The 20,864-nt window shown below is 32.8% G+C and carries 17 protein-coding genes; 14 read left to right on the forward strand and 3 right to left on the reverse strand.

Going from position 1 to position 20,864, the window contains the following annotated elements; translation table 11 throughout:
• Window positions 1-274 precede the first annotated feature (274 nt).
• From C1I91_RS05620 to C1I91_RS28715, 3 genes are all read left to right on the forward strand, one after another.
• Window positions 275-1,324, forward strand: a complete 1,050-nt coding sequence (locus C1I91_RS05620) for an IS30 family transposase (RefSeq protein WP_128211917.1) — start codon at window positions 275-277, stop codon at window positions 1,322-1,324.
• A gap of 80 nt (window positions 1,325-1,404) precedes the next feature.
• Window positions 1,405-1,773, forward strand: coding sequence for a GH36-type glycosyl hydrolase domain-containing protein (locus C1I91_RS28710; RefSeq protein ID WP_238475928.1), 369 nt, complete (start codon window positions 1,405-1,407; stop codon window positions 1,771-1,773).
• A gap of 57 nt (window positions 1,774-1,830) precedes the next feature.
• A complete protein-coding gene (locus C1I91_RS28715; protein ID WP_238475929.1) occupies window positions 1,831-2,106 on the forward strand; it encodes a hypothetical protein in 276 nt (91 codons plus the stop codon).
• Window positions 2,107-2,310: 204 nt separating this feature from the next.
• Here the strand turns inward: C1I91_RS28715 and C1I91_RS05630 are convergent, their stop codons facing one another.
• Window positions 2,311-3,120: a MerR family transcriptional regulator gene (locus C1I91_RS05630; RefSeq protein ID WP_128211919.1), complete on the reverse strand. Its 810-nt coding sequence runs from the start codon at window positions 3,118-3,120 to the stop codon at window positions 2,311-2,313.
• Window positions 3,121-3,231: 111 nt separating this feature from the next.
• Between C1I91_RS05630 and C1I91_RS05635 the strand changes: the two genes are divergently transcribed.
• The 3 genes from C1I91_RS05635 to C1I91_RS05645 all read left to right on the forward strand — a co-directional run bounded on the left by C1I91_RS05635 (window position 3,232) and on the right by C1I91_RS05645 (window position 9,073).
• Window positions 3,232-4,962 carry an ABC transporter ATP-binding protein gene (locus C1I91_RS05635; protein WP_128211921.1) on the forward strand — a complete coding sequence of 577 codons (1,731 nt, stop codon included), beginning with the start codon at window positions 3,232-3,234 and terminating at the stop codon, window positions 4,960-4,962.
• The gene (locus C1I91_RS05640; RefSeq protein WP_128211923.1) at window positions 4,959-6,725 is read left to right on the forward strand and encodes an ABC transporter ATP-binding protein; all 1,767 of its coding nucleotides are present in this window, start codon (window positions 4,959-4,961) and stop codon (window positions 6,723-6,725) included. Before C1I91_RS05635 ends, C1I91_RS05640 begins: the two co-directional genes overlap by 4 nt.
• A gap of 896 nt (window positions 6,726-7,621) precedes the next feature.
• Entirely contained in the window at window positions 7,622-9,073 is a 1,452-nt protein-coding gene (locus C1I91_RS05645) for an arabinan endo-1,5-alpha-L-arabinosidase (protein WP_128211925.1), read from the forward strand.
• Between the two features lie 297 nt (window positions 9,074-9,370).
• On the opposite strand, the gene C1I91_RS05650 is transcribed toward C1I91_RS05645, so the two are convergent.
• Window positions 9,371-10,597: a glycosyl hydrolase family 8 gene (locus C1I91_RS05650; protein WP_128211927.1), complete on the reverse strand. Its 1,227-nt coding sequence runs from the start codon at window positions 10,595-10,597 to the stop codon at window positions 9,371-9,373.
• Between the two features lie 1,394 nt (window positions 10,598-11,991).
• On the opposite strand from C1I91_RS05650, the gene C1I91_RS05655 reads away from it, so the two are divergent.
• The 8 genes from C1I91_RS05655 (at window position 11,992) to ltrA (ending at window position 20,454) form a co-directional block, all read left to right on the forward strand.
• The gene (locus tag C1I91_RS05655) at window positions 11,992-12,957 is read left to right on the forward strand and encodes an ABC transporter permease (RefSeq protein WP_128211929.1); all 966 of its coding nucleotides are present in this window, start codon (window positions 11,992-11,994) and stop codon (window positions 12,955-12,957) included.
• A 12-nt stretch (window positions 12,958-12,969) separates the two neighbouring features.
• Window positions 12,970-13,914: an oligopeptide ABC transporter permease gene (gene opp4C / locus C1I91_RS05660; protein WP_128211931.1), complete on the forward strand. Its 945-nt coding sequence runs from the start codon at window positions 12,970-12,972 to the stop codon at window positions 13,912-13,914.
• Window positions 13,915-13,926: 12 nt separating this feature from the next.
• A complete protein-coding gene (locus tag C1I91_RS05665; protein ID WP_128211933.1) occupies window positions 13,927-14,907 on the forward strand; it encodes an ABC transporter ATP-binding protein in 981 nt (326 codons plus the stop codon).
• 1 nt (window position 14,908) lies between these two features.
• Complete coding sequence (locus C1I91_RS05670; protein ID WP_128211935.1) at window positions 14,909-15,880, forward strand: ABC transporter ATP-binding protein; 972 nt, start codon at window positions 14,909-14,911, stop codon at window positions 15,878-15,880.
• A gap of 191 nt (window positions 15,881-16,071) precedes the next feature.
• Window positions 16,072-16,278, forward strand: a complete 207-nt coding sequence (locus C1I91_RS05675) for a hypothetical protein (protein WP_128211937.1) — start codon at window positions 16,072-16,074, stop codon at window positions 16,276-16,278.
• 83 nt (window positions 16,279-16,361) lie between these two features.
• Window positions 16,362-17,711: a glucose-6-phosphate isomerase gene (locus tag C1I91_RS05680; protein ID WP_128211939.1), complete on the forward strand. Its 1,350-nt coding sequence runs from the start codon at window positions 16,362-16,364 to the stop codon at window positions 17,709-17,711.
• A gap of 443 nt (window positions 17,712-18,154) precedes the next feature.
• Entirely contained in the window at window positions 18,155-18,604 is a 450-nt protein-coding gene (locus tag C1I91_RS05685) for a YaiI/YqxD family protein (protein ID WP_128211941.1), read from the forward strand.
• A gap of 440 nt (window positions 18,605-19,044) precedes the next feature.
• Window positions 19,045-20,454: a group II intron reverse transcriptase/maturase gene (ltrA, locus tag C1I91_RS05695; protein ID WP_205694243.1), complete on the forward strand. Its 1,410-nt coding sequence runs from the start codon at window positions 19,045-19,047 to the stop codon at window positions 20,452-20,454.
• Between the two features lie 188 nt (window positions 20,455-20,642).
• Here ltrA and C1I91_RS05700 read toward each other — a convergent pair whose 3' ends face one another.
• Window positions 20,643-20,834, reverse strand: coding sequence for a hypothetical protein (locus tag C1I91_RS05700; protein WP_128211943.1), 192 nt, complete (start codon window positions 20,832-20,834; stop codon window positions 20,643-20,645).
• Window positions 20,835-20,864: the final 30 nt, after the last annotated feature.

The raw sequence follows: 20,864 nt of genomic DNA on the forward strand, positions 1-20,864 counted from the left end.
TATGAATTGAAAAAAAACAACCTGATTTTTGTGAAAGTTCACTAAAATATCCGATGACTGACCACTTAATTTCAACACAGTACTTTAACAAATAAAAATGTTAAGAAAACGTTTAGTAATAATAGGTCTCAATGTCCTTCTAATTGTTGTAAGGTTGAAGGACTTTTTCATGACCTGTTGTAAAATGAAATTGAACTAATAAAAAAATCCATAGTGGATTATTCTGTGTTATGATTTAATTGCCAAACCAAAACATACACGGAGGATAATCACTATGGACTATCAAAATAATAACACAGAATCACGTAAAAATAAACATTTGAATTTTAAAGAGCGTATGATTATCCAGCTTCGTATAAAAGATGGCCATTCAGCTTATAGGATAGCAAAGGAACTAGGTAGACCAATCAACACTGTTTTAAATGAAATTCGTCGTGGAACTACCATTCAAATTAAGCAAGGAAAGCACATTGAAATATACCTTGCCGATACTGGCGAAGCCGTATATAAAAAGAATCGCATAAACTGTCGCAGTACTTTTAAACGCTTAAAATGCAGTGAATTTATCAAGTATACTGTGGATAAAATTAAAAATGCTTCATGGTCACCAGATGCTTGTGTTGGTAGAGCTATCGCTAACGGTAGTTTTGAGCGATCTCAAATGGTCTGCACAAAAACATTGTATAACTATATAGATCTTGGCTTATTAGATGTAAAAAATACTGATTTACCAATAAAGCTACGTAGAAATACAAAGCCTGCTAGGGTTAAAAAGCACAAGAAGAAACTTGGTTCTAGCATATCAGATCGCCCAGTAGAGATAAACACTCGTAATGAGTTTGGTCATTGGGAAATAGATACTGTTATTGGCGAAAAATCCAATAATGATAACGCACTTCTTACAATAGTTGAACGTAAAACTAGATATGCTATGGTTGTAAACATTGCAGCTAAAACCGCTGAAGCTGTTACTGATGCTCTAAATAGAGTACGCAGTTTATTTGGCGACCAGTTTAGCCAAGTTTTTAAAACTATAACTGGTGATAATGGTTCAGAATTTGCTAACTTATCCACACTTGAAAATGAAACTGATACAAAGGTATATTTTACTCATCCATACTCATCTTTTGAAAAAGGTACTAATGAGCGTCATAATGGTCTGATACGTCGTTTTATCCCGAAGGGTAACCGTATTTCAAACTATACTTCTGATGAAATTGCTTTCATAGAAGAATGGATGAATACTCTTCCTAGGAGAATACTTAACTACAAAACTCCTGAGGAACTGTTTGAATCACACCTGGATCAAATTTATAAACTCTAAGTAAATGCAAGTGTTTATATCATAAATAGAAATTAGTTCAATTTGTTATTGCAATTAGTCAAGGCCAAGTGTTCCCAATAATGAGTGGTGCTGCTGACAAAGAACAAGTTGAGAAGGTTGTTTCAGCGGTAAATAGATATTTGAAGGATCCAAGTGTTGGTGGTGTAAGATTAAATACTGACTTTAAAGAAATTAAATTGAATATGGGTAGAGGCTTTGGTTTTGCCTATGGACACAAAGAGAATGGTGCTATGTTCAGTCATATGACAATTATGTATATAAATGCTCTTTATAAAAGAGGCTTTGTTAAGGAAGGTTTCGAAATCATAGACATGATATACAACCACTGTTGCAACTTTGAAAAGAGTAGGATATTGCCAGGTGTACCTGAGTATATCAATGAAAGTGGAAGAGGTATGTATCATTATCTTACTGGTGCAGCAAGCTAGTTATTGCTTACAATGATCAATGAAGTATATGGTATAAAAGGCTTACTAGGAGATCTTATGCTTCAGCCTAAATTAGTTAAAGCTCAATTTGATTGTAACTTTAGTGCAGCAGCCTTTACAGTATTTAGTGGTAAGAAGATACATGTAAAGTATGAAAACCAAGATGGGTTAGAGTATGGGGACTATAGAATAGCAGCAGCTACCTTAGATGGAAGCAGTTTAGAACTTAAGCTAGTTAATGGAGCTCTTATTGTGGAGAAAAAAGTTATAGATGAGCTTTCTATAGACGAAGAACATGAATTGGTTGTACAACTAGTTGGAGTAAATGGTTAAAAATTAAGTGTAATACTATAACAAACCTTTCTATAAACATAATAAACATGGAGTGGCTAAAAATCATATAAAGGCTAATTAAAATGCTTAGCATCAGTTGATAAGGATACTGATGCTAAGCATTTATTTGTTGAATTAATATAGTTTGTATCTATTAATTTCAATGTTTTTTGTATTTTACCAACAAGGAGCAAAAGTCATAGGTTAAGAAACCGTCTCAATCATAAGCTTTGAAACATAGTTCTCAGGATGTTTTTCAGCTATGTCTGAAATTAGATACTCTTCATAAGAGTATTCACCTAAAGTTATATTGTGTTCATCAGCATAAGCTAACATTTTAGTATATAGTTTATGAAACCCTTCATATTTTCCTTTAAAATAGCCGCATAGGTAGATGCCTTTTTTCCTTACTGTAGTTTGACCGTCTATAGGATGATCTGCTTTCACATATAAATAGGATAGATTTAAAAAGTTGCTTTTCCTAAGATTACTTACTGATATCATACTTCCAACATATTCATTAATGGTTATTCCAAGGCTTTTACAGAACTTCACGTACTCTTCCATGAACCCAGCAAAGTCATTGATGGATTCATTCTCAATATTGTGAGAAGGAAGAATAACCACTTCAGGAAGCTCTTCTAAATGGATATCATATCTGCTTTCCAAGCCATCTGTGGTTAATTGTTTTAGATTCTCTATACTTTTCTGAACCTCTTGAAGCCACTTTATCTTTTCGGATATTTCTAAGGTCTTTTCGTCTAATAAATTCAATAGCATTTCAGGATTACGTTGTTCAAGGTAGTTCTTTATATCCATCAAGGACATACCTAGATTTTTTAGGTTTAATATGACGTATATGGTGAAATATTGATCGTAAGAGTAGTAGCGGTAGCCCTTTTCGTTTATTACTTCTGGTTTAAATAAGCCTATTTCATCATAGTGAAATAAAACATGTTTATCTATATTGCACAATCTAGCGAACTTTCCCGTAGTAAAATATTTTTTATACATAGCATTTTCTCCTCTTGACTATAAGGTAACCTTATAGTTTATCATAGTACGTATTGATGGGCTAATCAAGTATTAGCTTAAGAGGATTACAGATAGGAGAGGTGCTTTACAATGAAGCTGATTTTACAGCATTTAAAAAAATATAAGATATATGTATTATTAAATATCTTAGCGGTACTAGCTTTTGCAGTGGCGGAAATTGGTATACCTACAATTGTTTCTAAGTTGATAGACAGGGGAATAATACTTAATGATAGGTATTATATATACAAGCTAGGTTTTATAATTTTTATAGTTGCTATTATTGGAGGAATAGGAAATATACTTTTAGCTTATTGTAGTTCAAAAGTTAGTACCTCTATTACAAGAGATATAAGAAACGATATTTTTAGAAAAGCTCAAGAATTTTCTCACACTGAGTATAACAAATTTGGAGTATCAAGTATGATAACTAGAACTACAAATGATGCTTTCATTTTGATGCAGTTTATTAATGTACTGCTTAGGACAGCATTATTGACTCCAGTGATGATAATAGTCAGCGTGTTTATGGTTATAAGGACCAATATTACTTTGTCCATGGTAATAGGGGCGTTTATCCCTATTATATGTTTAGGTGTATTTATTATAGCTAAGTTAAGTGAACCCATTAGTGCAAGGCAGCAAAAGGGTATGGATAATATAAATAAAATTATTAGAGAAAACTTAACTGGTGTTAGAGTCATTCGTTCCTTTAGAAAAGATAAGTATGAAGCCAAGAGATTTTCTGAGGCAAATGAAGATTATTCATATAATTCTAAGAAACTTTTTAAGCTTATGGCAGTACCACAGCCAGCCTTCTTCTTCCTTTTAAATGTGGGGCTTGTTATTGTGTTTATTCTTTCTAGCAAAATGATAGATAAAGGAGTACTTCAGGTTGGAAACTTGGTAGCTTTTCAAGAGTATATGTTTCATGCCATGTTCTCTATAATGTTATTTTGCTTGGTATTTGTTATGTATCCTAGAGCTTCCATTAGTGCTAAGCGTATTGAAGAAATTCTAATAGAAGAGCCTGTTATTAGGAATCCAGCCAATCCAGTAATACAGGGAGATGGAAGTGGAACTTTAGAGTTTGATAAGGTTACTTTTAAGTATCCAGACAGTGAAGCTCCTGTATTACAAAATATAAGCTTTAAAGCTAAGAAAGGTGATATAGTTGCTTTCATAGGAAGTACTGGTAGTGGAAAGAGTACTTTAATTAACCTTATTCCTAGAGCTTACGATGTTAGTTCTGGAAGCATAAAAATAGATGGTGTAGATGTTAGAAATTATGATTTGAAAGCTTTAAGAGATAAGATTGGGCTTATACCTCAAAAATCTATGCTTTTTTCAGGAAGCATAAGTGACAATATAAGATATGGAAAGCATGATGCTAGTAAAAGTGAAATAGAAGAGAGCACTAAAATTGCTCAGGCCTATGATTTTATTGTAGATAAACCAGATCAATTTGAAGATCGGGTGGAAGAAGGCGGCAGCAATTTGTCCGGTGGGCAAAAGCAAAGATTAAGTATTTCTAGAGCAGTTATAAGAAGGCCAGAGATTTATATATTTGATGATTCTTTTTCTGCATTAGATTTTAAGACTGATGCTAATTTAAGAAAGAGATTGAAAGCTGAAATAAAAGAAGCAATTACCTTGATTGTAGCACAGAGAGTTTCGTCAATTATGGATGCTAATCAAATAGTAGTATTAAATGAAGGAGAAATAGTTGGTATAGGAAATCACAATGAGTTATTGGAGAACTGTCCTATATATTATGAGATTGCTGTTAGTCAAATGTCAAAGGAGGAGCTAGCGCGATGATGAAAAAAAATACTGGTGTTAAGGGTTTGATCTTATATTTTAAAAAATATAAATTTAAGCTAATGATAGCTATATTATTAATTGTTGTAGCTGCTTACTTAGCAGCACTTAGTCCAACCTTTGAAGGTATGATTACCACACAACTGTTTAGCGATATAACTGTAGGGAAGTCTGTTAATTTTGCAAAGATAACTCAAATCATAATAAGCTTAATATTTATCTATATAGCAGGAAACTTAAGCAGCTATATTTATCAGTTTTTCCTTACAGATGCAATTCAAAATGCAATGAAGGATTTGAGAAAAGATGTCCAATGGAAAATAGCTAAGCTTCCAGTATCATATTTTGACAAAAATTCCTTGGGAGATACCTTAAGTAGAGTTTCTAATGATGTTGATGCTATATCAAATGCGCTTCAGCAGAGCTTTGCACAGGTTTTAAATGCCATATTAGGTTTAGGGTTAGCATTGTATATGATGTTTAGAATCCATAGTGGCATGGCTATGATTTCCCTGGCAATAATAGTTATATCAATAGTATTTTCTAAGATGATTACAAAAAAATCTCAGCCTATCTTTGAAAAGCAACAGAATGCTTTAGGAAGGTTAAATGCTGTGGTGCAGGAAAAGTTTACTGGTTTTAATGAGATTAAGCTGTTTGGAAAGCAGGAAGACTCAATACAAGAGTTTACTGAGGCTAATGAAGAGTTATGCAAAGAAGGCTTTAGAGCCCAGTTTATAAGTGGTTTAATGACGCCTCTTGTAAGCTTTATAACATATGTAGGAATTGGAGCAGTAGCTATTCTAGGTTCCTTCTATGTAATATCTGGAGCAATTGCTGTTGGTCAGTTGCAAGCTTTTATTCGTTATATATGGCAGGTTAATCAACCTATGTCTCAAATAACCCAGCTTGCTGGAGCCATTCAATCCTCAATAGCAGCAGTGCATAGAGTGTTTGAATTTTTAAATGAAGAGGAAGAGATAGATAAGCTTCAGATACAACAGAAAAATGAGAGCAACCAAGGCAATGTATGTTTTGAAAATGTGACCTTCTCTTATTCAAAGGATAAGGCTTTACTTAAGGATGTAAGCTTCAATGTGAAAAGTGGACAGATGGTTGCTATAGTGGGACCAACCGGTGTTGGAAAAACTACATTAATTAATCTGTTGATGAGATTCTACGATATAAATAGCGGTTCCATAAAAATTGATGGTATAGATATAAGAAATATGAAGAGAGACACCTTAAGAGAAAAGTTTGGGATGGTGCTTCAAGACACTTGGCTATTTAACGGAAGTATAAAAGATAATATCGCCTATGGCAAAGAAGGGGCAAATGATGAAGAAATAGTCAGAGCCGCGAAGGTTGCAAATGTTCATCATTTCATAACTACACTACCGGATGGATATGATATGGTACTAAACGAAGAAGCAAATAATATTTCTCAAGGTGAGAAACAACTTATGACAATAGCACGTACAGTGCTTTGTGATCCGCCTATTCTAATATTAGATGAAGCTACTAGTTCCGTTGATACAAGATTGGAACAAAAGCTTCAAACTGCTATGAGAAATATTATGAAGGATAGAACCTCCTTTGTTATAGCTCATAGACTTTCAACAATTAAAAATGCAGATTTAATATTAGTTATGAGCAATGGGGGAATAGTGGAGCAAGGAACTCATGATGAACTTTTAGAAAAAAGAGGTTATTATGAACAGCTTTATCATGCTCAATTTGCAGATTTTGATAAAGCTCAGTAAATTATTCTTCACCAATTTTGATAGGTCAAAGGATTGATAGTATGTAAAGTTAAAGGTTAAATTATTCCTAATATCACAGATTATTTTAGCGTTACAAAAATATTGAGTTAGTTTGTAATGTTTTTAGATTAGCAAGGAGTTAATATAATCCTTGCTAATTTTTATATGCGGAGAATTATTAAAGTGAATAAAGCCAACTGACTAAAATTAATAAGAATTTGTGGACTATATACTGGTTCATAAGCTGTCCTTTAACAAGTATCATAAGGGTTTGTGATATTGTACAGCTAAAAACAAAAAATAGTTGAAATTAGAGTTAATTTTATGTATATTTAAATTGATTGAATCATATATAAAATATATATCGCTATCAATTTATAGGGAATGGCTTTAATAGAGATATAGATATGCTTTTTTATGGTTTAATTATAACTAATTATTTAGCTTTATATATAATTAATCCTATAAGATGCTTTAGAATTATAGCAAAGTATTAAAGAAAAAACATACAATTAAAATATTCTACCATACATAGTAAACGATTTCTAAGCCTGGATATACTGTTTTTAAAAAAGCTTATGATCAAGTATTAACTCGTTATAAGGTTTTAAAAGCGCCTATATCTATGACTGGAGCATTGATTTAGTAATTATATAACCTATACAAAGCAATACCAAATGGTGAATCAGTTTATTTGGTTTTAATAAACTTGATTTGAGATGTTAACTTCATATTGAAAGCATTGAAAGTTTTTTGGGCCCAAGATATAAGGCTTTTATCATATTTATTGGTAAAAGCAGATGCGTGAAAAATTCACTAAAGAAGGCCACTTTGGAGAATTTTTTAGTCAATGAAGTAGACATCCGATATATTATAAAATTTTGGAGGTTATACCAATGTCAACAAAAAGAAAGCTAACAATGTTCCTAACATCTCTTTTTATGGCTGCATTTGTGCTTATAAGTTCTTCAGATGTAAGCAAGAAAGCTTTAGCTGCAACAGGAATAGTTTATCCTTCAGCACCACCAGCTTATAAGTATAATGATGTCTCTGCTATTAACAATCCGTCTGCTTGGAAGACTATGAATACTCATGATCCTTTCATTTACTATGAAAATGGATGGTATTATTGTTTCTCTACTGATTTTGCTACAGCAGCAACTCCACCACAGGCTGTACAAATAAGAAAGTCTCAGGATATGGTTGATTGGCAATGGGTAGGGACAGCATTTTCTTCAACACCTGCTTCTGCTAAAAGTTGGACAGGTGAAACTTTAGTATGGGCACCAGATATAGAGAAGATAGGTAGTACTTATTATATGTATTATTGTAATTCTGTATTTGGTAAAAATAAGTCCTTTATAGGGGTAGCTACTAGCAGTTCTATAACTGGACCATGGACAGATCAAGGTTTAGTATATAAAACTGATATAGGCGCTGAGGATAACGCTATAGATCCTAATATAGTTACTGATGCTAGTGGTAAGATGTGGATGGTGTATGGATCTTTCTTCGGAGGAATATATGTATCTCAGATAAATCCATCAACAGGAAAGCTTATGACTTATGGAAAAGGCACTTTAATAGCTAGAAGACCTACTAGCGTGAACAATGCTGTAGAGGGCGGTTATATCACCTATAATGCATCAACTGGTTATTACTATTTATTCTGTTCTTATGATTATTTGGGATCTTCTCCTTACTATACAGTAAGAGTTGCTAGGTCTAAGAGTGTAACTGGTCCTTATGTGGACTATAATAATAACAATATGATAAATACTACTACAACTACTCCTAATGAGGTTGGAACAAAGATACTAGGAAGTTATGCTTTTGGTACTGATAGTGGATGGCTTGCCCCAGGTCATAATTCTGTGTTTAAGCAGGGAAGCAATTACTATATAGTACATCATGCACGTACTGGTTCTGATGTAAACTGGGCGTATTTACATGTAAGAAAACTATTGTGGACTGATGATGGTTGGCCAGTAGCTTCACCTGAAAGATATGACAAAGAGTACGAGCAGACTATACCATCTGCATCAATAGCAGGAACTTACCAAAGCATAGTGCTGGATAGAGGTAATTCAGGTAAGATTGGTTCTACAAATACAGTACTGCTTGCTAGTGGAAAAATCGGAAGTGAATCAAGTAACAATCACTGGACACTTACAGGAGCTAATACCCTTAAGCTTTATTGGTATGCTCCAGGTGTAGCACCAGGGGATTATTGGATTGATACCTGTAAGGTACTACCTTCCTGGGATTGGGAAAATAATAAACAAACTCTGGTTTATACAGGTTTAAATCAATCTGGAACTGCAGTTTGGGGAAAGAAAGTTAACTAGAAGGGCATTTTAGGAACCTTTAAAATTAGATGTTATAAGTACTGTGTTCAAGTTATCTTAAACATGATTCAAGGTAAAGGTATAAAATTACATTAATAAAAGTCGTGCATAAAGGAAGATGCTTTAGTCCTTTTTTGCATGACTTTTATATTTAATTTTTTTCGATATTTAGGAATGATGGTGAAGCTAAGTTGTTATTGAGAAGATGATATATTAGCGAGCTATTAGAATACAATGAATTTTTGCTTGAACTCATTAAATTGTTTGATGACTTAATAGTTAAATTTAACACAGTACTTATATACTTATTCTATATTGGCACTGCCTTTTTAATAGATTATCTGTACTACTAGGAGTAAACCAGTTGCCGGTGGCGATTATCATAGCCATTAGTTTAAGTGTGTTTTCGTAGAAGGTACAATTTTCTATAGGCTTTTCCATAAGTGTGTTCCAAAGACTTATTGTCCAGTCTCCATTGCCATCCTCTATGAGAGAGCTAACAAGGAAAGGAGCTATAAAAGCTAAGTTATTGGAATCACCGAAGCTGCTTCCAGGAGTGCCGTTGGCAATATAATAACCGGATTTAATATTCTTAGCATTTAGATTAGTAGTTTTCTTTATCCATCTATTTAGTATAGACATTTGAGGGGGGATATCAACATTGTTGAAAAGAATGTCCATAGAGTAGCGCCAAGGAGTTCTGCAACTATTGGTAAAGTAATCTCCGTCGTGTGGACTTTCTAAAACCTTAGTTTTAGGAGCAATATATATTCCTTGAGACTTTATAAAAAAGTCTGGCATAAGACCGGTATCTTTACTTTCTCTTTTCATCTGGTCATCTATGATTGAATATATTCTACCTAAAACTCTTTTCCAATTTGCTGAGTTTTTAGTATCTACTTTGCTAAACTCGATTAGGTGATGCTTCATGAAGTCAGAACTTCTAGTAACGCTCTTAAAAGTAGGGCTTGGGATACCTTTAACCCAATCTCCTAAGGTTAGTATATAATCTGTTTTATCAACACAACTATCCATAAGCGCGTTGATTCTTTTTATGGCTTCTTGCTTGTAGTTTACATTGTCCATACCTCCCCATAGCTTTTGAGCTAAGAGAAGTCCATAACTAATGTCCATATCTCCATCTGTAGCCGAGTCAGTTTTGGGCTCAGCATTAACTATTTTTCCGTCAGAGGTTTTAACTTGCTGCCAAGCCATCAAATCCTTGTTATAAACACTAGGATAGTTCTTAATATAGTTATAAATATTTGTGAAGTGATCTTTGGCTACTGCATCAAATCTGCTCATAAGCGGAAATATAACCATTGCATACCCCATGTCTTCAGAAACTGTAACAGCATTGTTTGGAGTAGGTTGGTCTAGGGAGTAAAATAAGTATTCCATTTTAGTAGGAACGTTCTCCACAGTTCTTAGATAGCGCTTTTTCCATAGACTATAAAAGTAGATTAAGGTATCGTTGAGTTTTTCTTGAGAGTATAGATTAATTAAAGCCTTATTATAAATCATCAATAACTCCTTTATAAAATAGGTACATCTACATTATATGAATAAAGCGAAGAAATCGCTAAAGTGATCTTTTGTAATTTTTTTTGTAGTTGACTTTTCTGAATCTATGTGAAGAAGTTGTGACAAGCTACATAAAAATCTAAGCTAAGATTTATTATGATAGATTTTACAAGGGGGGAATACTTCTATATATTATTAAATGAATAAAAATTACCAGAATATAAATTGAATTTGATAATTGATATATAAGGTAGAAGTTGAGATACCATTATGAGGATAATACTAATTTGTTTATAGTAATTAAATTTCTATGAATTTATAAGACAATATACGCGTAAATGTAAGAAAAATACATAAATTCTGGCTGTTTTTTTAACGATAAAAAATAATTTTAATAAAAAATAAATGAAATATGTTGTTGTTAAGTATTCAAAAGTTGAAATTTATAAGTAAGATTTTACAAAAGTAGATTTTTGAAAAATAATTATCAATTTATTATGTTTTCTTTGCTAACTTATGAAAAAATTAATAACTTATCAATAAAATATATGTATTTACAAATTATTTATTAAGTAATATAATAATTAATAATAATCTGTGATATGAAATGTTTGCTAAATTTTATTTTATCAAGAAAAAAGATTATTCGATATTTTCTTTTCAATGAAAGTTAGTAACATTTTTCTTTCACCTACAAAAAAGAATATAAAAGTTCCGTTTTCTACAATAGCCTTTAATACATAAATAAATAAGGCTTTATTAAGTTAAGAGGGATCATAACAAGCTATAAAGTAGTATTCTTAAGCTTCTCAGATGTATTCTTAATCCTTGAATAGTTATTGATCTCAAATACATTCTTTAAAAATTAATCCAATTAAAACAAACTCTATTGCATAACTTAAGTATAAATTTGATATATGACAGCGCTTCCACAATAAGCTATTTATTATTAATTCAAAGATGAATTAATATCTTAAATAGCTAATATTATGCATTTTATACAAAAAGAGAGATGGGTTTTGAAGTTTTATACAATTTAATTGGATTTTTAACAAATTCTATTTTGTACATGCTATATTTTATCTAATAGCCATTTACACTTAGATTTATTAGCTAAACCATACACATAATTTTTAACATAGTGGCAGTTTAATATTAATTATTGTTAAAAAGTGTTAAACTTAAAGTTTTAATCTAATTATGTTATATATTTTAAAACTTTTTTCATAATCAAAGTTTTTGTTGCATAGTTTTTAATACTATTTTATAAAGCTATAAAATATAACCTTTAAAGTTTTGTATAACATAATATATTGAAGTCTTTAAGATTAGCAAAACATAAAAGTCATAGCCTAAATTAATTTGGGCAAATTTTAAAGTTTAGGGGGGGTACGATGAGACAGTACATTGTAAGAAGACTACTACAAATGATACCTACAATAGTTGGTGTATCAATAATTATTTTCTTTATCTTCGCTCTAGCTCCAGGTGATCCTATTTCTGCTAATATGGACCCGCATATGAGCTTAGCAAGAAAAGCAGAACTAAGATCTATGTATCACTTAGATCAATCAAAACCTACTCAATATTACTATTGGGTAAAGGAATTAGTAACTAAGGGAAGCCTTGGTGAAAGTATGTATTACAAAATGCCAGTATCAAAGGTAATGCAAGCATTTATACCTAACTCATTCTACTTGGCATTAGCGTCACTTGTTTTAGGAGTTTTAATAGCAGTTCCAATTGGAGTTGTTTCAGCTACTAAACAGTATTCCATATTTGATAAGGCTTTTACTATTTTCGCACTTATAGGAATATCTATTCCTTCGTTCTTCTTTGGTTTATTACTTATAAAATGGTTTGGGGTTGATTTAAAGTTATTACCATTCTCAGGTAAGTCGACACCAGGCTCAAATTATACTGGATTCAAAGCGTTCATTGATGTTGTGAAGCATATGGCTTTACCGCTTACTGTTTTAACCTTAAGTTCCGTAGCAGGTTGGATGAGATATACTCGTTCAAGTATGCTTGAAGTTATAAGACAAGACTTTATTAGAACTGCAAGAGCTAAAGGACTTAAAGAAAAGGTTGTTATTTATAAGCATGCTTTAAGAAATGCACTTATTCCTGTTATTACACTATTAGGATTCTCAATCCCAGGATTATTTTCTGGAGCAACTTTGACAGAATATATCTTTAACTGGCCAGGTATAGGACCAGTTCAGCTGGCAGCAGTTAATACAAGAGATTACTACCTTCTAATGGGTACAAACTTAATGCTTGCTATATTAACTCTACTTGGTAATCTACTTGCAGATATAGCATATGCTTTAGTTGATCCAAGAATAAGATTGAAGTAGGAGGTGGAATAGATGCTTAAAAAGGAAGCTAAAGTAAATGATACAGTAAATAAAAAAGAAAAAATCGAAAGCCCTTGGAGTTTAGCTTGGAAGAATCTGAGGAAAAATAAACTTGCAATGGTTGGTTTATATATATTAATAGCATTGATTATTTTCTCTGTTATAGGCCCATGGATAGATGAACTTATAAGAGGAGGAGACAAAGTAGCTTTATGGGAAAAGTCAGACCTTCTTAATGTTCAAGCTGATCCTTCAATGCAACATCCACTAGGTACAGATACACTTGGAAGAGACGTTTTAGCAAGACTTATGTATGGTGGAAGAATATCACTTGCAGTTGGTATAGTGGCAGTTACAATTGAAGTTATAATAGGTGCTTCACTTGGTATAATAGCTGGTTACTATGGTGGAATAATCGACACAATAATAATGAGAATTGTAGATATATTAATGTGTTTCCCATTCTTACCTCTTCTAATACTACTTGGAGCAGTAATGATGGATATGGGAATAGATCCTAAGTACAAGATTTACGTCGTTATGCTAGTAATAGGTGTATTAAGTTGGCCAAGTCTTGCCCGTCTCGTAAGAGGTCAAATATTGTCTCTGAGAGAACAAGAGTTTATGCAAGCGGCGGAAGCTTTAGGCTTAAGAGATAGAAGAAAGATGTTTGTACACTTACTTCCAAACACTCTAGCTTCTATAATTGTTACAGCAACACTAGGAATTGGTAGTGCAATACTGACAGAGTCTGCACTAAGCTTTTTAGGTCTTGGAGTAACACCACCAACACCTACATGGGGAAATATGATACAAGCGGCACAAGATTCTTATGCACTTCAATTTCAACCATGGCTTTGGATGCCACCTGGAATAGCAATATTCTTAACAGTTATGGCAATTAACTTATTAGGTGACGGTCTAAGAGATGCATTAGATCCTAAGCTTAAGGTGTAGGAGGACAAGAAAATGGCTAAAAATTTAGTTGAATTTAAAAATTTAAAAACTTATTTCTACACCGGTGGTGGTATAGTTAAAGCTGTTAATGATGTCAGCTTTAACATAAGAGAAGGGCAAACAGTATGCGTCGTTGGTGAATCTGGTTGTGGTAAGTCTGTTACTGCCATGTCACTTATGAAGCTTATACCAAACCCTCCAGGAAAAATAGTTGGTGGAGAAATATTATTTAATGGTAAAGATATATTAAAATTCTCTGATGAAGAGTTAAGACATATGAGAGGAAATGAGGTTTCAGTAATATTCCAGGAACCTATGACATCTCTTAATCCAGTTTTTAAGATTGGTGATCAATTATGTGAAGCAATAATACTTCACCAGAAACTATCAAAACAAGAAGCTGCAGAAAAAGCTATAGAAGTTCTAAAGATAACTGGAATTCCTAGAGCTGAAGAAATAATGAAATCATATCCTCACGAACTTTCTGGTGGTATGAGACAAAGAGTTATGATAGCTATGGCTGTAAGCTGTAATCCTAAGCTTCTTATAGCTGACGAACCTACTACAGCACTTGATGTTACAATACAGGCACAGATTCTTGATCTTATGAGAGATATAAAGAAGAAATTAAATACATCAATAATGCTTATAACTCATGACCTTGGTGTTGTTGCTGAAATGGCTGACTATGTTGTAGTTATGTATGCTGGTAAGGTTATAGAAGAGGCTCCAGTAGAAGAGCTATTTAAAAATCCACTTCATCCATATACGCAAGGATTATTGAAGTCTAAACCATTATTGACTGAAGAAACTGGAGATAGACTTTATTCAATACCAGGACAGGTTCCTAACCCTATTGGAATGCCTGACAATTGCTATTTTAATTCAAGATGTGATAGATGTATGAATAAGTGTAAGGATGCTCAACCAACATTGATAAATGTAAATCCTACACATAAGGTTTCATGCTGGCTTTATGAGGAGGGAAAATAATATGGAAGATAATACAATATTAAAAGTAGAAAATCTTAAGAAGTATTTCCCTATCAAAGCTGGAGTATTTCAAAAAACAGTTGGCAATGTTAAAGCTGTTGATGATGTTTCTTTTGAACTTAAAAAGGGAGAAACTTTAGGACTAGTTGGTGAGTCCGGTTGTGGTAAATCAACTACAGGTAGAACTATATTAAGACTTTTAGAGAGATCTGAAGGTAAAGTAATATTTGAAGGTCAAGACATATTTGAATTAAGTAAAAAGGACTTAAGAGCTATAAGACCAAAGATGCAGATGATATTCCAAGATCCTTATAGTTCTCTTAATCCAAGACTTTCTGTAGGAGAATTAGTTGGTGAATCTCTATTAGATCACGGTATAGCTAAAAAGGATGAGATTGCAGACTTAGTTGCTGAGACTCTTGAAAGAAGTGGTCTTGCAGCATACCATATGAAGAGATATCCACATGAATTCTCTGGTGGACAAAGACAAAGAATAGGTATAGCTAGAGCACTTATATTGAATCCAAGTTTTATTGTTGCAGATGAACCAGTTTCTGCACTTGACGTTTCAATACAGTCACAGATAATAAACCTTATGACAGATTTACAACAAGAGAGAGGTTTCTCTTACTTGTTTATATCTCATGATTTAAGTGTTGTTAAGCATATATCACATAGAGTTGGAGTTATGTATCTAGGAAGCATGGTGGAATTAGCTCCTAAGAAGGAACTATATGACAATCCATTACATCCTTATACAAAGGCGCTTTTATCAGCAGTTCCTGTTCCAGATCCAACTTTAAAGAGAGATAGAATATTATTGAAAGGTGATATCCCATCTCCAGCAAACCCACCATCAGGATGTAAGTTCCATACAAGATGTCCATACGCTATGGAGAAGTGTTCGAAACAAGCACCAATATATAAAAATGTTGGTAATGAACACTGGGTTGCATGTCACTTAGTAGATTAGGAATTACTAAAAGTCTAGGCGAAAGCTTAGACTTTTGCTGTTTATATGATAGTGCTATGAAATAAATTGACGTATTAGTTTAAATTCATACAATATTCTAAAACATACCCTAAAAAAGTTATAGAAAAGATTTCTTGTACTACTTTATTGTGGTATAATACAAAATGATAAATTAATAAGAGGTGAAGTTATTGTTCAAGTTTGGAAAAAGAGAAGAACAAGAGTTAAGTGAAGAAGAGAAATTCTTAAAAGAGATGAAAGAGCAAGAAAAACCTACTTTTAAAGATCTTCTAGCAATAATTATTGCCCAGTACATAATAATATTACCAATGCTAATAATAGCAATAATTTTATTTACCCTTATAATGTTATTTATTACGAGAGTTTGGCTTAGATAAGCCTTACAATAATATTTCACAATTTGCTTATAATATATAAATATATAATATACTATTAGTCTTAAAATTTTGGAGGTAGTAATATGAAAAAGGGATTAACTTTAGATTTATCAAAGGTTGCACCTTACTTAAATGAGCACGAAGTTGGCTATATGGAGGATATGGTTGTTTCAGCTCATAACAAGATACAAAACAAAAGTGGAGCAGGTTCAGATTTCTTAGGATGGGTTGATCTTCCTGTAAACTATGATAAAGATGAATTTGCAAGAATAAAGAAGGCAGCTGAAAAGATACAATCAGATTCAGATGCACTTATAGTTATAGGTATTGGTGGTTCTTATCTTGGAGCAAGAGCTGCAATAGAAATGTTAACTAACAACTTCTATAATGCATTGCCAAAGGGTAAGAGAAAGACTCCAGCTATATTCTATGTAGGAAATAATATAAGTTCAACATATATGGCAGATTTACTTGAAGCTATCGAGGGCTTAGATATAAGCGTAAATGTTATATCAAAATCAGGTACTACAACAGAGCCTGCAATCGCATTCAGAATCTTCAAGGATTACATGGAAAAGAAGTATGGAAAAGATGAAGCTAAGAACAGAATATTTGCAACTACTGACAAGAGCAGAGGTGCATTAAAGTCACTAGCTGATGCTGAAGGCTATGAAACATTTGTTATTCCAGACGATGTTGGTGGTAGATTCTCAGTATTAACAGCAGTTGGTCTTCTTCCAATAGCAGCAGCTGGTATTAGTATAGATGAAATGATGCAAGGAGCAGCTGATGCAAGAGAAACTTACTCAAAGGCTTCATTAGCTGAAAATGATGCTTATAAGTATGCAGCTGTAAGAAATGCCCTTTACAATAAAGGAAAGACTACAGAAATACTAGTAAACTACGAACCTTCAGTTCATTACTTTAATGAATGGTGGAAGCAATTATACGGAGAATCAGAAGGAAAAGATAACAAGGGAATATTCCCAGCAGCAGTTGATTTCTCTACTGATCTTCACTCAATGGGTCAATATATCCAAGATGGAAGAAGAAACATATTTGAAACAGTTATAAGCATAGAAAAGGCTAAAAAAGAAATAACAATAGAAGCTACTGAAGACAATTTAGACGGATTAAACTTCGTAGCAGGAAAGACTATGGATTTTGTTAATAAGAAGGCTTTCCAAGGAACTGTTTTAGCACACAATGATGGTGGAGTTCCAAACGTTGTTGTTAATGTTCCAGAAGTTACACCATACTACTTTGGACAAATGGTATACTTCTTTGAAAAGGCTTGCGCAATAAGCGGATACTTATTAGGAATAAATCCATTTGATCAACCAGGAGTTGAAGCATATAAGAAAAATATGTTTGCTTTACTTGGCAAACCTGGATTTGAAAGCTTAAAAGAAGAACTAGAAGGTAGACTATAATATTTATTTAAATAAAAACTCAGCATAATTATGCTGAGTTTTTTACTATCTAACAGTCCACATGAAGGTTATAAAATAGTTTGTTAGTATATACAGTAAAAAAGAAACCCTATTGGCCTTTTAGATTTTATGCGTATATATTTGGAGAGACAGAAAAGTATAACTTCTTATATTTTTATAAATTTATATTTATAAGAATAAAAAAACATAACAATATAACAATATAACAATATAACAAGATAAGAATATAAGAATTTATAGGAATAATGCCACTTCAGTGTTATTTAGTGATAAGATGTTGTAACTTTAAGTTATGGCTATTTTAAATTTTTGTGTTGAGATTAATTGGTTAATCAGCTTATGCTTACGCAAAGAATTAATTTCAACAATGCTTTTAAATATATCATAAGGGTATACTTATATTGATATTAAGGAGAATTTCTATGAAGATAATAGTTGATGGTGATGGATGTCCAGGAAAAGCATATATAGAAAAAGCAGCAAAAGAATATGATATAGAGGTTGTTATATATTGCGATATGCATCATTATATAACTTCAGATTATAGTAAGGTTGTAATAGTGGAGAGTGGTTTTCAAAGTGTTGATATGTACATAATAAACAACGCTGTGAAAGGTGATATAATTATAACTCAAGACTATGGAGTTGCAGCAATGGTACTAGGTAGAGGTTGCTACGCACTTAATCCGAAGGGAAGCGTTTATGATGATAAAAATATAGATAGATTGCTTTTTGAAAGACATATATCCCAAAAAGTAAGAAGAAGTGGTGGAAGAACTGGTACCCACAAAAAAAGAACAGAAGAAGATGATTTAAAACTATATAACTCATTAAAAAGATTAATAGAAAAAGGCTTGGAAAGATTTGAATAAATCTTACAAGCCTTTTTTGTGTGCCCAGCATGGGCAACAACTTGGCGGTGAAAGTCCGCTGTGGGCTTGGTAGTGGGAACCACTAGCTAAGGGCAAGGGTGTCCATCGTGAGGTGGAATCTGAAGGAAGCCTAAGGCAAAGTCTCGGTCTGAGGGATACGAACTACATATAAGGCTTACTAGGAACGGACGAGTTTGCAAAACAAAACGAAGTCCAACACTATCCGAATTTCTAGGAGTAAATGTAGCAGATATATGAGATGAAGGTTGTTGTTCTTACCTGGGGAGGTCTGATAGATACATCGCTTACAAAGATGAATTTCTAGGGCGATAACCTACATAGCGATATGTAACTGAACTATCAGAAGTCAGCAGAAGTCATAGTAACTCCGCTAATCGCGATAGCGGATGAAGGACTGAACTTTAAGGAGGTTTTCAAGTTTGAAAGTTTCGAAGAATACTCAAAGATTGCAGAAAACTAAATATTTAGGCTCTAGTGCCCAAGATAGAGTGGAACTCGAAGATAAGCAAAGAGTGCATAGAGAATTCTCGGCAACTCCAAAGGAGAAAATCAGTGGATTTGAATATGGCTCACTAGAAAGGATATTATCCAAGGATAATATGAACTTGGCTCTTAAAAGAGTAATATCTAATAAAGGTAGCCACGGCGTGGACGGAATGCCAGTTTATGAACTTAAACAATTTCTGAAAACAAACTGGATATCTATTAGAGAGAATATTCTTAATGGTGAGTATAGACCAATGCCAGTTAGAAGAGTAGAAATACCAAAACCTAATGGTGGAACTAGACTCTTAGGTATACCTACAGTTTTGGATAGACTTATCCAACAAGCTATTGCTCAAGAATTAAATAGTATTTATGATAGAAGATTTTCTGAAAGTAGCTTTGGTTTCCGCCCTCAAAGAGGAGCTAAAGATGCAATTAAGAAAGCAGAGCAGTATATCAATGAAGGCTATAGGTGGGTTGTTGATATGGACTTAGAGAAATTCTTTGATAAGGTCAACCATGATATATTAATGTATAAATTATCAAGAAGCATTAAGGATAAGAGAGTATTATCACTAATAAGGAAATACCTTCAGTCAGGAATAATGATAAATGGTGTAGTGGTCAGAAATGAAGAAGGAACTCCTCAAGGAGGACCGTTGAGTCCACTCTTATCTAACATAATGCTAGATGAACTAGATAAAGAGTTAGAAATGAGAGGTCATAAATTCTGTCGCTATGCGGACGACTGTAATATCTATGTTAAGAGTGAGAGAGCAGGTAAAAGAGTTATGGAGAACATAACTGCATTTATTGAACGTAAACTCAAACTTAAAGTAAACAGAGAGAAAAGTGCAGTAGACAGACCTTGGAGAAGAAAATTCCTAGGATTCACACTGAACCTAATGTATGGAAAAGCATATGCATCTATATCAAAGCAATCATTAAATCGATATAAAGATAAAATTAAAGAGATACTATCTAGGTCAAAACCGATGACTTTGGAACAAAGGGTAGGAAAACTTAACCTAATTAATGTTGGGTGGATTAACTATTATGGAATAGCCAAATGCAAAGGAATAGTGGAGCACTTAGATATTTGGATAAGGAAAAGATTAAGAATGTGTATATGGAAACAGTGGAAGAAAGTTAGAACTAGATATAAAAACCTTAAGAAGCTGGGACTTGAACACTACCAAGCTATAAAGTTTGCCAATACCCGCAAAGGATACTGGCGAGTAGCAAATAGTGCAATTTTAAACACAACTCTTACAAATAAATTCTTCTCGGACTTAGGCTTAAAAAGCCTAACGCGTCAATATATTAAAATTCATTCAACTTAAAGAACCGCCGTGTACCAGACCGGTACGCACGGTGGTGTGAGAGGACGCTGAATAAAATAATTATTCAGCTCCTACTCGATTATTATAAACTAAAATTTCAGAATCTTTAACTTGTTATTTTATACCATATGTCTTATCATAAAAAGTAAGAGTTTTTTCTATGTAAAATAGGTTACTTCAATAATTTTTTAGTCTCCTGGAGTATATTTTTTAGGAGTATTAATGTCAGAGTGAGAATTTGGTTTTAAACTGTTTAAATTAGAATCAGAATCGATTATACCTATGCCAATACCATTTGCACTGTTAATAATGCTTCCATAAGTATTATTAAAGGTATTGTTCGAATCTGGATCTATTTCTTTTTTTATAGGATCCTTCATAATTTTTTGTCCCCCTTTCATAAGTAGAAA

The sequence above is a fragment of the Clostridium manihotivorum genome, from assembly GCF_004015185.1.
Lineage (GTDB): Bacteria > Bacillota > Clostridia > Clostridiales > Clostridiaceae > Clostridium_AR > Clostridium_AR manihotivorum.

Coding starts and splice junctions, on each gene's coding strand:
- C1I91_RS05685 (WP_128211941.1), top strand. CDS start 18,155: ATGAAGATAATAGTTGATGGTGATGGATGTCCAGGAAAAGCATATATA.
- C1I91_RS28710 (WP_238475928.1), top strand. CDS start 1,405: ATGAGTGGTGCTGCTGACAAAGAACAAGTTGAGAAGGTTGTTTCAGCG.
- C1I91_RS28715 (WP_238475929.1), top strand. CDS start 1,831: ATGCTTCAGCCTAAATTAGTTAAAGCTCAATTTGATTGTAACTTTAGT.
- C1I91_RS05630 (WP_128211919.1), bottom strand. CDS start 3,120: ATGTATAAAAAATATTTTACTACGGGAAAGTTCGCTAGATTGTGCAAT.
- C1I91_RS05645 (WP_128211925.1), top strand. CDS start 7,622: ATGTCAACAAAAAGAAAGCTAACAATGTTCCTAACATCTCTTTTTATG.
- C1I91_RS05640 (WP_128211923.1), top strand. CDS start 4,959: ATGATGAAAAAAAATACTGGTGTTAAGGGTTTGATCTTATATTTTAAA.
- C1I91_RS05655 (WP_128211929.1), top strand. CDS start 11,992: ATGAGACAGTACATTGTAAGAAGACTACTACAAATGATACCTACAATA.
- C1I91_RS05650 (WP_128211927.1), bottom strand. CDS start 10,597: ATGATTTATAATAAGGCTTTAATTAATCTATACTCTCAAGAAAAACTC.
- C1I91_RS05670 (WP_128211935.1), top strand. CDS start 14,909: ATGGAAGATAATACAATATTAAAAGTAGAAAATCTTAAGAAGTATTTC.
- C1I91_RS05635 (WP_128211921.1), top strand. CDS start 3,232: ATGAAGCTGATTTTACAGCATTTAAAAAAATATAAGATATATGTATTA.
- C1I91_RS05620 (WP_128211917.1), top strand. CDS start 275: ATGGACTATCAAAATAATAACACAGAATCACGTAAAAATAAACATTTG.
- C1I91_RS05700 (WP_128211943.1), bottom strand. CDS start 20,834: ATGAAGGATCCTATAAAAAAAGAAATAGATCCAGATTCGAACAATACC.
- C1I91_RS05680 (WP_128211939.1), top strand. CDS start 16,362: ATGAAAAAGGGATTAACTTTAGATTTATCAAAGGTTGCACCTTACTTA.
- opp4C (WP_128211931.1), top strand. CDS start 12,970: ATGCTTAAAAAGGAAGCTAAAGTAAATGATACAGTAAATAAAAAAGAA.
- C1I91_RS05665 (WP_128211933.1), top strand. CDS start 13,927: ATGGCTAAAAATTTAGTTGAATTTAAAAATTTAAAAACTTATTTCTAC.